The organism is Thalassospira marina, from assembly GCF_002844375.1.
Lineage (GTDB): Bacteria > Pseudomonadota > Alphaproteobacteria > Rhodospirillales > Thalassospiraceae > Thalassospira > Thalassospira marina.
This window is the reverse complement of sequence record NZ_CP024199.1, coordinates 2,830,001-2,841,858: the sequence shown is the minus strand read 5'-3', so window position 1 is coordinate 2,841,858 and position 11,858 is coordinate 2,830,001. Positions and strand designations below refer to the sequence as shown.

12 protein-coding genes are annotated in these 11,858 nt (G+C 54.6%); 6 read left to right on the top strand and 6 right to left on the bottom strand.

Features of this window, described 5'->3' with window-relative positions; translation table 11 throughout:
* The first annotated feature begins 58 nt into the window (after positions 1-58).
* Positions 59-991 (top strand): LysR family transcriptional regulator, encoded by a 933-nt coding sequence (locus tag CSC3H3_RS12940; protein ID WP_101285089.1) that lies wholly within the window; start codon positions 59-61, stop codon positions 989-991.
* Between the two features lie 93 nt (positions 992-1,084).
* Here the strand turns inward: CSC3H3_RS12940 and CSC3H3_RS12935 are convergent, their stop codons facing one another.
* On the bottom strand, positions 1,085-1,894 hold the full coding sequence (locus CSC3H3_RS12935; RefSeq protein WP_101271738.1) for a DeoR/GlpR family DNA-binding transcription regulator: 810 nt from the start codon (positions 1,892-1,894) through the stop codon (positions 1,085-1,087).
* A gap of 307 nt (positions 1,895-2,201) precedes the next feature.
* Positions 2,202-2,885 carry a DUF1013 domain-containing protein gene (locus tag CSC3H3_RS12930; RefSeq protein WP_101271736.1) on the bottom strand — a complete coding sequence of 228 codons (684 nt, stop codon included), beginning with the start codon at positions 2,883-2,885 and terminating at the stop codon, positions 2,202-2,204.
* Positions 2,886-2,923: 38 nt separating this feature from the next.
* Between CSC3H3_RS12930 and CSC3H3_RS12925 the strand changes: the two genes are divergently transcribed.
* Positions 2,924-3,154, top strand: coding sequence for a hypothetical protein (locus CSC3H3_RS12925; protein ID WP_101271734.1), 231 nt, complete (start codon positions 2,924-2,926; stop codon positions 3,152-3,154).
* Between the two features lie 9 nt (positions 3,155-3,163).
* Here the strand turns inward: CSC3H3_RS12925 and CSC3H3_RS12920 are convergent, their stop codons facing one another.
* The gene (locus CSC3H3_RS12920; RefSeq protein WP_101285088.1) at positions 3,164-4,171 is read right to left on the bottom strand and encodes an NAD(P)H-quinone oxidoreductase; all 1,008 of its coding nucleotides are present in this window, start codon (positions 4,169-4,171) and stop codon (positions 3,164-3,166) included.
* A gap of 171 nt (positions 4,172-4,342) precedes the next feature.
* On the opposite strand from CSC3H3_RS12920, the gene CSC3H3_RS12915 reads away from it, so the two are divergent.
* Positions 4,343-4,537, top strand: a complete 195-nt coding sequence (locus CSC3H3_RS12915; RefSeq protein WP_101271730.1) for a DUF1192 domain-containing protein — start codon at positions 4,343-4,345, stop codon at positions 4,535-4,537.
* A gap of 402 nt (positions 4,538-4,939) precedes the next feature.
* Positions 4,940-5,392, top strand: a complete 453-nt coding sequence (locus CSC3H3_RS12910) for a DUF1465 family protein (protein ID WP_101285087.1) — start codon at positions 4,940-4,942, stop codon at positions 5,390-5,392.
* A 29-nt stretch (positions 5,393-5,421) separates the two neighbouring features.
* On the opposite strand, the gene CSC3H3_RS12905 is transcribed toward CSC3H3_RS12910, so the two are convergent.
* A complete protein-coding gene (locus CSC3H3_RS12905; RefSeq protein ID WP_101285086.1) occupies positions 5,422-7,158 on the bottom strand; it encodes an adenylate/guanylate cyclase domain-containing protein in 1,737 nt (578 codons plus the stop codon).
* Between the two features lie 227 nt (positions 7,159-7,385).
* Positions 7,386-7,613 carry a 50S ribosomal protein L31 gene (rpmE, locus tag CSC3H3_RS12900; RefSeq protein ID WP_101271724.1) on the bottom strand — a complete coding sequence of 76 codons (228 nt, stop codon included), beginning with the start codon at positions 7,611-7,613 and terminating at the stop codon, positions 7,386-7,388.
* Positions 7,614-7,836: 223 nt separating this feature from the next.
* Between rpmE and cyaY the strand changes: the two genes are divergently transcribed.
* Positions 7,837-8,169: an iron donor protein CyaY gene (gene cyaY / locus CSC3H3_RS12895; RefSeq protein ID WP_245881112.1), complete on the top strand. Its 333-nt coding sequence runs from the start codon at positions 7,837-7,839 to the stop codon at positions 8,167-8,169.
* Positions 8,170-8,285: 116 nt separating this feature from the next.
* Positions 8,286-10,016, top strand: coding sequence for an ABC transporter transmembrane domain-containing protein (locus CSC3H3_RS12890; protein ID WP_245881111.1), 1,731 nt, complete (start codon positions 8,286-8,288; stop codon positions 10,014-10,016).
* A 378-nt stretch (positions 10,017-10,394) separates the two neighbouring features.
* Here the strand turns inward: CSC3H3_RS12890 and CSC3H3_RS12885 are convergent, their stop codons facing one another.
* Positions 10,395-11,759 carry a M23 family metallopeptidase gene (locus CSC3H3_RS12885; protein ID WP_245881110.1) on the bottom strand — a complete coding sequence of 455 codons (1,365 nt, stop codon included), beginning with the start codon at positions 11,757-11,759 and terminating at the stop codon, positions 10,395-10,397.
* Positions 11,760-11,858: the final 99 nt, after the last annotated feature.

The following is an 11,858-nucleotide window of genomic DNA, read 5'->3' as shown; positions in this document are numbered from 1 at the left end:
TGGTTCTTATCATAAGTATTTGTTTGAATTTTTATGCAAATGATAAGGAATAGTTATAATGCGGGGCTTCAACCTTGATCAGTTGCAGGCCTTTGCCGATGTGGTGGATTTGGGCAGTTTTTCGGCTGCGGCCGAACGCTGTAATTTAAGCCAGCCTGCCATAAGCCAGCAGGTAAAATTGCTGGAACAGCGGCTGGGCGTAAAGCTGATCGAACGGATTGGCAAACGCGCCATGCCAACGGCGGCGGGCAATGCCTTGCGCGCGCAAATCGGGCCGATAGACCAGGCCATTCGTGGGGCGCTGGATGCTGTGGCCCCCTTTGGCAGTGGCGTTCAGGGGCAGGTGCGTATTGGCTGTGGGGCGACAGCATGCATTTATTTTCTGCCAGCCGTACTGGCAGGTATCCGGCAGAAATACCCCGACCTGGAAATATCGGTTAAAACCGGCAATACCGCCGATATGGCGCGCTTGGTTGAAACCAATGACCTTGATATCGGTTTTGTCACACTGCCCTTTGCCAGCCGGGCATTGGAAATTACGCCCGTGATGAAAGACCCGTTCGTGGCGATTTTTGCTGCCAACCCTGAAACGGCATCGGGGGGCGATATATCTGACGGCCCCATATCACCCAGCGAAATGGCGGAACTGCCGCTGGTTTTATTTGAACAGGGATCAAACACCCGTACCCTTGCCGATGACTGGCTGCGCAAAACAGGGCGGTCTGTGCGCCCGGTTATGGAACTGGGCAGTGTCGAGGCGATCAAGGAACTGGTTGGTGCCGGGCTGGGGGCATCTATTTTGCCATCCATGGCGATTGTTGCCGGGCGTTCGCACCTGCCGGTGCAGGCCCGCGCACTGGACCCCGCCATGGGGCGGGATCTGGCCATTGTCATGCGCCGCGACAAAACCCTAACACAGGGGCTGCGTGTGGTGCGTGATGGTATCATTGCCGCCGGGCAAAAGGCGGATGTTGCCTTGCCTGCGTCATAGCGCGCGCATTATGCCCATCTGATCGGGCTTTAATGGCTGACTAACGGTTTGTCTGCGCGCGGCTATCGCACATATCGTAAAGTAATCCGGTGATCAGTGTTCGTCTGGCACATAAAAGGTCGGAAATTCTGCGCCGGGTTCGGGCACATGCAGTTCGACCCCGGTTTTACGGATCATCGCGGCAATGGCGTCGGGCGGCGCGGTGTCGGTAAAGAAGGCCGTGACCTGCGAAATATTGCCTCCCCGGACAACGGCGTTACGGCCAAACTTGGTGTGATCGGCGACCAGATAATTCTGCCGTGAATTGGCAAGAATGGCCGAACGGGCCCGGACTTCCTGCTCGTCAAAATCAAGCAGGCTGCCGTCCGGGTCGATGCCGCCGACGCCGAAAATACCGTAATCAACCTTATAGCTGTTGAAAAAGGCCTCGACCTCCGGCCCCAGAACATCGCGATCGCGATTACGCAGGCGTCCGCCAATGAGGGTTACGTCAAAGCTGTCATTGGTGGCGGCAACATAGGCCACATTCAGATTATTGGTAAAAATTCGCAGTGAACGGTGCTGCAAAAGCGCGCTTGCGACCAGTTCCGGCGTTGTGCCAATGGAAAAGAACAGCGAGGCACCATCGGGAATATGCCGTGCGACCAGGGCGGCGATTTTGCGTTTTTCGTTTACATGCAAAACCTTGCGCGCGCGATATGCGATATTTTCATGTTCCAGCGCGGGCTCGACACCACCATGACGGCGGCGGAGCAACCCTTCCTCGCACAGCGCATTCACATCGCGGCGGATGGTTTGGGCGGTAACCTGAAAGCGATCGGCAAGGTCTTCGATGGTGCGAAAACCGTCGGCGCGGACTGTTTCAACAATACTTGCCTGACGTTCGGTTGGTCGTTTTTGCATAAAATTGTTTTTCTATCGGCCTGTTTGAAGGTGCGAATGAATGCTAGTGCAGGCGCGTTTCAATAATATGACGGTTCGGCTGCATTCATATGAAACCAACGTTTAAAGCTTTTGCTGCGGTAAAACCCATTTTGTTTAATTTTACCTGCACTTGGCAAGGCACATTAGGCCGCGTAGCCCGCGCGTTTTGCTGTAAACGGGGCAATGGGCTTTAGCGGCGCTGCGGCGGGCAAACCGGAACTGTCGCAAAAGGCTTTCGGCCAAAAAGAAAGGCCGCCAAAAGGCGGCCTTGTCTGATGATCGGGGATTAGCTGCGGAACAGGTTCTCGGCAGCTTCCTTGTAATTGATCGAAGACTTGTTGCGATCGTCGTCGCCATCCTTGTCGGCACCCGGAAAATCCGGTTCCGGGCGGATCTGCAATTCTTCGGGCAGCGGATCGGGCTCTACATCGCGAACGATCTTTTCCGGGTTTTTGCTGCGCGCGATCACAACCTGTTTTTCAAGGTCAAGTTCGGTGCAAAGGCCCATGGTCACCGGGTTACGCGGGACCAGGTTGGCCGAATTCCAATGGCTGCGATCGCGGATCTTGCCGATCGTGTCCTTGGTGGTGCCGATCAGTTTGCAAACCTGCGCATCGGCCAGCTCCGGGTGATGCTTCAGCAGCCATGCAATCGCATTCGGGCGATCCTGGCGTTTGGACACCGGGGTGTAACGGGCGCCTTTGGCCTGCGAACGCGGGCGCGGCAGGTCCGATTTGGCCAGTTTCAGCATCTGGCGCGGGTCGGCTTCACAACGGGTGATTTCGGCCTGGGTCAGCTGGCCATTGGCGATCGGGTCGCGACCAACGATTCCCTGGCTGACATCGCCATCGGCAATTGCCTGGATTTCAAGTTCATGCAAACCGGTGAAGGCGGCAATCTGCCGGAATGACAAGCCGGTATTGTCGATAAGCCATACAGCAGTTGCTTTCGGCATGAGGGGCTGAGCCATAATTCCTCCTGTTATCATTTAACTTCTGGAGACCGGCGATGGGTAAAAGCCCAAAAACGCGGCAAGATCTGCCCCAGAATATAATCTCTTTTGGTGGTTCGGCAACGCAGCAGGCAAACCACAGGTTAGCCGCGCGCGAATGCCTAACGCATCACAGCGTTCTTTTCGGTCAATGCGCAGCTAAAAGCAACATTCTGTTGCATCAGACGGGCAATAATATTTTTACCCGTCTGTTTTTTAGCCATTATCACGCCAAACAGGCGTGGTGAACGTTAATTTCAGGCCATTTTGATCACGACTTTACCAATATGGTCACCCTGTTTGAGGATGTCATGCGCGCTTTGCGCTTCCCCAAAGGGCAATTCGCGATAAATCACCGGTTTAATCTGGCCGTCCTCTATGAGGGGCCAAATCGTTTTATGCAGGCGTTGGGCAATTTCCCCTTTGGCTGCCACCGGCTGGGCGCGCAGGGTTGATCCGGTCAGGGTCAGGCGCTTGGTTAAAAGCGGCAGGAAATTGGTGTTGGCCTTTGGTCCGCCCAAAAAGGCAATCACGGCAATGCGGCCATCCTGTGCAGCACATTTGAAATTGCGGCCAATATATTCGCCCGCCACCATATCAAGGATGACATTAGCACCTTTGCCGTTGGTAATATCCATTACCGCCCCTTCAAAATCCTGCTCGCGGTAATTGATGGCATGATCCGCGCCCAGATCAAGGCAGGCCTGGCATTTGTCAGCACTGCCTGCCGTGGCAATTACGGTCGCGCCCAGGGCCTTTGCCATCTGGATGGCGGTGGTGCCAATTCCCGATGTGCCTCCATGCACCATAAAAACCTCGCCTTGTTTTAACGCGGCTTTATCAAACACATTGTGCCAGACGGTAAAAAATGTTTCGGGCAGGCAGGCGGCTTCGGTCAGTGACAGGCCCTTTGGCACCGGCAGGCATTGTGCTGCGGGCACAACGGCATATTCGGCATAGGCACCGCCAGCAACCAGGGCGCAAACCGCCTGGCCAGGTTCTAGTCCGTCGCAATCATCACCGCAGGTAACGATATGGCCCGAAAGCTCAAGCCCGGGAATGTCCGATGCACCCGGGGGCGGCGGATACATGCCTGCAACCTGCATTAAGTCCGGCCGGTTGATCCCGGCAGCCGCCACTTTGACCAGGACTTCACCCTTGCCCGGTGTAGGGCAGGGGCCGGTCTGTACAACAAGGCGGCCGTTTTCGCCGCTATCTTCAATGGCGATGAATTTCATGCTTTCGGGAATTTTTTCCAAATTCATGGCGTATCCTTCATGGCGAAATTGATATTTGGTCATTATCTAGTTTTCAGATCGCTACATGAAAGGCTTTTGTTACCTTGTGGTTGCCAATTGGTTCAGGCAAGTGGCCCGCACGATGACAAAGGCTTTTTATGCTGTGTCCTTTTGGCAAAACAACACTGGAGGGCGAAAATGGATCAGGATGACCTTTTGGCAAGTGCTGCAGCCGGTATGCCCGTAGGGATCCCGCGTAATCTTGATGATATGTCGGTCGAAAACCTGCTGGCTTACAAAACCGCGCTATTAACGGAAATCGAACGTGTCGAACAGACGCTGGTGACCCGTGATGGTGTGCGCAAAGGCGCAGAAGCCCTGTTTAGAACCTGAATTTTTCAGATAAAATTCATCCGGTTGTCACGAAAGCGATAAAATAAACCCTGGGTTCATTGAATGTTAATTTTGCCGTTCTATATGTAAGATTAAGGGTTCAGTGTTGACCCCTTGTCGAACGTGATGTTTCGATGCCTCCCTGTTAAACTGGGCCGCCCCATACGGGCGGCTCTTTTTCTTTTGGGCTTATACGTACTAATACGCACAGTCACATTTCCGTCACTTATGCGCTTGACCCGGCAAGAGCCGGGAGTATAGATTCACAAAAAATAAAACAGTCCGGCAAGTTTAGCAGGTTGAGGCAGAGGTCGCTCCATTGGGGCGGCCTCTTCGTTTTTGGCACCGTTTTTGGCATCTGGCGTGCTTGAACTATAATCCAGATGGTCCAATATACGGTGGATGACATATGACCCGCCCTTTCGCGGAAAAAGCAACTATGACAGCAATTTTGTCATCGTCCCTTTTTCCAAAACCTATGACGAGGCCCTGACCCTGCTGGTCGAGGCGCGGGACTATCTGTCTGCCAATCGCAAGCGTGAACAATTCGATGTTCTGAGCGACAATGCCATTGTGCAGTTTCGCGAGGAAATGCGCATGACCACCCGCCTGATCCGGGCGATGGCATGGCTTTTATCGGTACGCGCAGTCGAGGCAGGCGAGATCGACTGGGAAGAAGCGGTTGATAGCGATGATCTGATGGTGGATATCAAAATCTGCATTCAGGACGAACGGGATCGCTGCCTGTCGACAACACCTGCCTTGCTCAGCCTGATGGAACGGGCCCATTCCCTTTATATGCGTACTGCGCGAATGGAACTTCAGGTCGCCGCCCGGCATCGTCCTGCTGATTAAGGGCATAGAGCTTTAGCCACAAACACAGCCTATTTTCGGCTGATCGCGGCAAAAATCTCGACAGGTGCGCTAAAACCCTTCATCTGCCGGGTGCCAAGCGATTTGAACTTGGCCCGTTTGCCAGCGTAGGTTTCCTTCACGGTCGGCGAAACCAGAATTTCGTCACCGCTTGCCGCTGCACAAACCCGTGCCGCCAATTGAACGACAGCCCCAAACAGGTCGTTTTCCTCGGTAATGGCTTCACCGGCATTAATGCCGATACGAACATGGAATTCCATCTCGCCTCGCGCATTGTGTTGGGCCATCTGGAGCTGAATTTCCAGTGCCCCTTCAACCGCCGAATTTGACGATGGAAATACGGCCATAATGCCATCGCCCATATGCTTCACTTCCTTACCGTAATTGTTGATAAGGGCCGTGCGCACGATGCGGTTATGGGCATGTACCATTTGCTGGGCACCAATATCCCCCAGCTCCTGGGTGAGCTGGGTGGAATTGACGATATCGGTAAACATCAGGGCATGCAGCTTCTTGCCCGCCTGTTTCGGGTCTGCTGTCGGTTTTTCCGACCAGATATTCAACGCGCGTGCCACGGAAACTGAAAGGCTTTTCTCGTCTTTCATGTAGCTCAGCATCGAATCGCGGCCTGCGCCATACATATCGCTATATTTTGGCTCCAGCAGATACTGCTCCAGGCTGTTGCAAAACGTATCGGACATCTTGCCATTTGCACCCAGGGCCGAAACGCAGTCTTTTAAAATATCCCGGCCCTGTTCACGGGGCAGGGCATTTTTATCCGAGCAGGCATCACATGCACCCGCGACATACAGGTTCACGCCAAATTTGTGATAGGCATCGAGGCTGGGCAGGGTTTCACGAATGGCAACCACAGACCCCGCCATAAAATCACGCATAATTTGCCGGGTTGCCTGCAGGGCCGGGGTTTTTACCAACGGTTCCTTGGGCAGGGGGGCATCATCATCGGGGTCGTCTTTGGGGTCTTCGCGGGTGCTGATAGGCTCTTCGCTTAGCGCGGAACGGTTTTCTTCAAGGCTGCGGCGCAGCGCCTCGGCACGGGCAAGGCGCATTTGCTCTTCGCTGGGGCCGCTGGGCATGGCAGGGGCTGCCGGGCTTTCGGCGACCTCGTCATCATCTTTGCGCTTTTTGCCCTTGTGGCGGAAATTGCGGGTCAGGGCCATCATCATCGGGGTGATGGACACAATGAATCCCAGCACAAAGGCAAAGAAATTGGCCTTTTCAAACACACCCTGGCTGATGTGATATCCCATACCCGGCAGGTATTCCAGCAGGCGGGCTGTTCCCAGCATCACGGCAAGGCCAATGGCAATGGCGCCGCAAAAGGCCAGCATCATTTTAAGGGCCAGCCCGATCAGGCCGACATCCTTTTTTTTGCGCTTTTTTGATTTGCCCTGTTTGGGGGCAGGCTGGGCTTTGCTTTCGCTTTCCTGGGCCTCTGCCACATTTTCAATGGCGTTGGCGGCCCGGGCAGCTGCCATTTTCTCCCGGCTTTCCGCGTCACGGGTCTGATAGACGACATATTCGTCAGCGCTGTTGGTTTCGCTATTATAGACTTCGCGGATCAGCTTGACGGCCATGACATTGGCTTCACGCTCAAGCTGCTGGGTTTCTTCTTCCGCGGTCTGTTTTTGCGCACCGGTGTAATGGGCATGGATAATCCATTTCCCTGACCGGTCTTTAATATAGATTTCATAGCTGATCTGCTTGCGCGTGATCACCTGGTTCATCCCTCGCGCCCCCGCGAAAACCGCAAGAAAGCCGTTGCGGTCGCCTTGATCATTCTGTCCCGTTGCCAAGTATGGCAAGAAACCGCCAACTATACCATAGTTTGGTAAGGCATATGAGTGATGCAAAAACGTATATAAAGGGGTGAGGACAAAGAAAAACGCCCGCTGCATCTTTTGGATGCTGCGGGCGATAATCCCATAAATCGCAGGAATTGCGACTTGTGTTCTTAGTTGCTACCGATATTGAAACCAGCGAAACGCTTTTTGAACTTGGCAAGCTGCCCACCGCTGTCGAGAAGACGATGAACACCAGTCCAAGCCGGATGGCTCTTCGGATCGATGTCAAGCTTCATGACGTCGCCCGGTTTGCCCCAGGTCGACTTGGTGGTGTAGGTGCTGCCGTCCGTCATCTGAACGGTGATTTCATGGTAATCGGGATGGATGTCTTGTTTCATCGCCTATCACTCCGGAATTTGAAGCGCGGTGTATAAGGGAAAAAATCGGGTTACGCAACCCCTGTGACCGGAAATATCTCAGATAAGGTAAAACCGGCATTTTCCACCCCCTGTTTGATGAAGGTTACTTGCGTGCCTGCCCTTATATAGTATGGTGCGCCAGCAGACCGAAACGATCTCGGGTATGGCTTGAAGCCACCCGCCTGACAGACGGAGTTTGATTGTGGCCCTTGAAGAAACCCTATTTCATCGCCTTGCGGACGAGACCATCGAAAATATCTCTGACGTGATCGACGATGCAGCAGGCGACGCGATTGACGTTGACCTCGAAGCCGGTATTCTGACCATCGAACTCGATTCGGGCGAACAGTTCATCATCAATAAACATGCCCTCAATCGTCAGATCTGGATGTCATCGCCCGTAAGCGGTGCCAGCCACTATGATTATGACGAAGATACCGAAAGCTGGCGCTCCACCCGGGGGGCCACTACCTTGCACGAACAGCTTGCTGCCGATCTTGCCGTCAAGACCGGCCACAAGATCGCGCTGGACTAATTCCCTGGTCCGGCGTTTTCCTGTCGATATTACAGAACTGGAATGTTGCCGTGGCGTCCTCTCCGCGAAACTCATCCCGCCTCGAAGATCGTGATCGAAGCCGGGATCTCTCCTCTTTGCGGGCTATTCTGCCCTTCATCAAACCCTATAAATTGCAGATAGCGGGCGCAGCACTTGCGCTCGTCGTGGCGTCGGGCACCGTGCTTGCGCTGGGTAACGGTTTGCGCTTCCTTGTCGACAAGGGCTTTGCCGACGGCGATGGTGGCCTGCTTGACCAGGCGCTTTTTGTGCTGTTTGGCTTTACCATTCTTATGGCCTTTGCCAGCTATTCCCGATTCTACCTTGTCTCCTGGATTGGCGAGCGCGTGGTTGCCGATGTAAGGCGTGCAATCTACGCCCATATCATCCGCCTTGATCCCGGCTTTTTTGAAGTCACCCGTACCGGCGAGGTGTTGTCACGCCTGACGACCGACACCTCTCTGTTGCAGGTGGTTATTGGTTCCAGTGTTTCGATTGCACTGCGCAATGTGCTGATGTTTGTGGGCGGTCTGGCCATGCTGGCGATTACCAGCCCCAAACTGACAGCCCTTGTCCTGCTGGTGGTGCCGCTTGTGGTGGTGCCGATCATTTTTTACGGGCGCAAAGTACGCCGGCTTTCGCGCGAATCCCAGGATCGCATCGCCGATGTCAGCGCCTTTTCCGAAGAATCGATCAACGCCCTGCGCACGGTTCAGGCCTATACCCACGAAGAAATCGAAACCAACCGTTTCACTGGCCATGTCGAAGGTGCCTTCAAAACCTCGGTTGCGCGTATTTCGGCCCGCGCCCTGCTGACGGCTGTTGTCATTGTCATGGTGTTTGGTGCGGTCGGGGTTATCCTCTGGATCGGCGGGCATGATGTTTTAAATGGCACCATCTCGGCGGGCGAGCTTTCGGCTTTCGTTTTTTATGCTGTCGTGGTCGCGGGTTCTGTTGGCGCAATCAGCGAAGTGATTGGCGATTTGCAGCGCGCAGCCGGTGCGGCCGAACGCCTTGTCGCCCTGCTTGAAACCCGTCCTGCCATTGCTGCCCCGGTCAATGCCATTGTCATGCCGTCGGCCCATCAGGGCAATGTCAGCTTTGAAAATGTTACCTTCCATTATCCTGCCCGTCCGGACCGTTCTGCCCTTACCGGCTTCTCGCTGGATGTAAAGGCGGGCGAAACGGTGGCGCTGGTGGGGCCATCAGGGGCGGGTAAAACAACAGTCTTTCAGTTGTTGCTGCGCTTTTATGATCCGGCCGCTGGCACCATTTCGGTGGATGGCGTGGATATTCGCAAGGCAGACCCGGTTGCCGTTCGCGAACGTTTGGGGCTTGTCGCCCAGGATCCGGTGATTTTCGCTGCCAATGCCTGGGAAAATATTCGTTATGGCCGCCCGGATGCCAGCGATGCCGATGTCCGTGCTGCTGCCGATGCAGCCCACGCCAGCGAGTTCCTGGATCGTCTGCCCGATGGCTTTGATACCTTCCTGGGGGAAAAGGGCGTGCGCCTTTCAGGTGGTCAGCGTCAGCGCATTGCCATTGCACGCGCCATTTTGCGCAATCCGTCCATTCTGCTGCTCGATGAAGCAACAAGTGCACTCGATGCCGAAAGCGAACAGGTGGTGCAAAAGGCGCTTGAAACCATCATGAAGTCGCGCACTACGTTGGTGATCGCTCACCGTCTTTCAACGGTTCTGCATGCGGATCGTATTGCCGTGGTTGATGACGGGCAACTGGTGGCTATTGGCTCGCATCACGAACTGCTTGAAACCAGCCCGCTTTACGCCCGGCTGGCCAAGCTGCAGTTTGAACGTGATGCCGCATGATGGCTGATGCCCGTTAGAGGCCGATACCTCACACTTTATAAAAACGGCCCGGCCATCGCCCGGCCGTTTTTTTATGCGCCGTTGGCCCCTAAGGACTTCTCTTTGCCGGGCAACAAATGACATCGGCAAAATGCGCCTGATTAAGGGCAAAGGGTTTTAGTGGGGCAGGGCAATGCTTCTCGTAACGTAACGGGCGAGTGTTCCCGTATCCGCATCCAGCAGCTCGCGCCGACACAGGGCAGCGTCTCGTCGGTCCACGCTTTTTTTGCGCTTCTCCTCATCGATCCCCTGCCAAGCCGCCCTGACAGCAGGCAGGCAAAAAGAAACCCTGCCAGTTGGTCTGGCAGGGTTGGGGAGTTCGACAAATCGTAAAAGCTGTTAGTCGGCGCTGGCAACCTTCGCGCCCTCGATCGAAAGCTGCGCATATTGCTTCTGCAGCTTTTCGGACGTGGCGTGGAAACGGTTCAGTTCCTTGCCGGTCAGGGTGCGGCCGCTCGGCATTTTCACATTGATCGGGTTGACCTGGTGTTCAGCCTTCAAAATCTCGAAATGCAGGTGCGGGCCGGTTGCCGTGCCGGTCATGCCGACATAGCCAATAATGTCCCCCTGCTTGACGCGCGATCCGGCATGGATACCCTTGGCAAAGCGCGACATATGGCCATAAGCGGTTTCATAGGTGCTGTTATGGCGCAGGCGGATGTAATTGCCATACCCGCCAACTTTACCAACCCGCTCAACGGTGCCGTTACCGGCGGCAAAAATCGGTGTGCCGGTCGGGGCGGCAAAGTCAACGCCCTTATGCATGCGGCTATAACCCAGGACCGGGTGCTTGCGCATGCCAAAGCCCGATGAAAGACGTGCACCATTGATTGGCGTACGCATCAGGGCGCGGCGGAAGGATTCACCATTTTCGTTATAGAAATCCTGGTTGCCGTCGCTGTCGGTATAGGAATACAGGCGGTAATCTTTGCCACGCACATTCATGCTGGCATAAACGATATCACCATGACGGACGAGATCGCCTTTGGCGTTTTTCATGTCGTCATACATGACTTCAAAGCTGTCACCCGGCTGAATGTCACGCTGAAAGTCGACGTCATAGCTGTAAAGCTTGATCATTTCCATCAGAACCGAAAGCGGCATGCCGTTCTTTTCTGCAGCCATAAACAGGCTCTGGTCAATGGTGCCGCTCGATACGTTCGGTGCGCTGGTCAGCTCCACCTTATCGGTCGATGCGCTAAAGCCATCGTCAGTCCGCGAAACCGAAACAATGGTTTCCGCATCGGGCTGGAAACGCAGGGTATCAAGAAGGTCGCCGGTATCGCCGCTGGTTTCGCTGGCATATACCAGGTCAAATTCCTGGCCGGCGCGCAATTTGCGCGGATTGTAAACATCGCGCAGCGCTTCAATGGCGTTATAGGCGACCGAGCGTTCAAGTCCGGCACCCGTCAGCACCGCCATCAGGTTCGATCCCTTTTCAAGGACCACCGTATCCTGACGCGAGGAAATTTCTGAATTTTTTTCGGAACCTTCAAGAACCGGCACCGTTTCAGCTACAGAAGCAATCTCTTCTGCATCCTGGTGCTTCGGAGACATAACAGGTTTTGGCATGGTTTCGGTTTCTGCGGCATAGGCAGAAAGCGGATTATGATGCCCCTGTTGTGTGTCTGAAAGAATATAGCCGGTGGTCCCGCCAATGATGGCCGCAAGTGCAGCAAACGATACGATTTGTCTTCCGGCCATCGCCGTAGATCTCCCCTGTCGTCAAAAATGCAGTGTACCCAACGAGTTGCTCTTATCGGCAACATCGGCGGAAATCTTATACAAAATGGCAGGCGGTTT

Excerpts from the sequence above, each read along its gene's own strand:
- CSC3H3_RS12940 (WP_101285089.1), top strand. The coding sequence starts at position 59 with ATGCGGGGCTTCAACCTTGATCAGTTGCAGGCCTTTGCCGATGTGGTG.
- CSC3H3_RS12935 (WP_101271738.1), bottom strand. The coding sequence starts at position 1,894 with ATGCAAAAACGACCAACCGAACGTCAGGCAAGTATTGTTGAAACAGTC.
- CSC3H3_RS12930 (WP_101271736.1), bottom strand. The coding sequence starts at position 2,885 with ATGGCTCAGCCCCTCATGCCGAAAGCAACTGCTGTATGGCTTATCGAC.
- CSC3H3_RS12925 (WP_101271734.1), top strand. The coding sequence starts at position 2,924 with ATGGGTAAAAGCCCAAAAACGCGGCAAGATCTGCCCCAGAATATAATC.
- CSC3H3_RS12920 (WP_101285088.1), bottom strand. The coding sequence starts at position 4,171 with ATGAATTTGGAAAAAATTCCCGAAAGCATGAAATTCATCGCCATTGAA.
- CSC3H3_RS12915 (WP_101271730.1), top strand. The coding sequence starts at position 4,343 with ATGGATCAGGATGACCTTTTGGCAAGTGCTGCAGCCGGTATGCCCGTA.
- CSC3H3_RS12910 (WP_101285087.1), top strand. The coding sequence starts at position 4,940 with ATGACATATGACCCGCCCTTTCGCGGAAAAAGCAACTATGACAGCAAT.
- CSC3H3_RS12905 (WP_101285086.1), bottom strand. The coding sequence starts at position 7,158 with ATGAACCAGGTGATCACGCGCAAGCAGATCAGCTATGAAATCTATATT.
- rpmE (WP_101271724.1), bottom strand. The coding sequence starts at position 7,613 with ATGAAACAAGACATCCATCCCGATTACCATGAAATCACCGTTCAGATG.
- CSC3H3_RS12885 (WP_245881110.1), bottom strand. The coding sequence starts at position 11,759 with ATGGCCGGAAGACAAATCGTATCGTTTGCTGCACTTGCGGCCATCATT.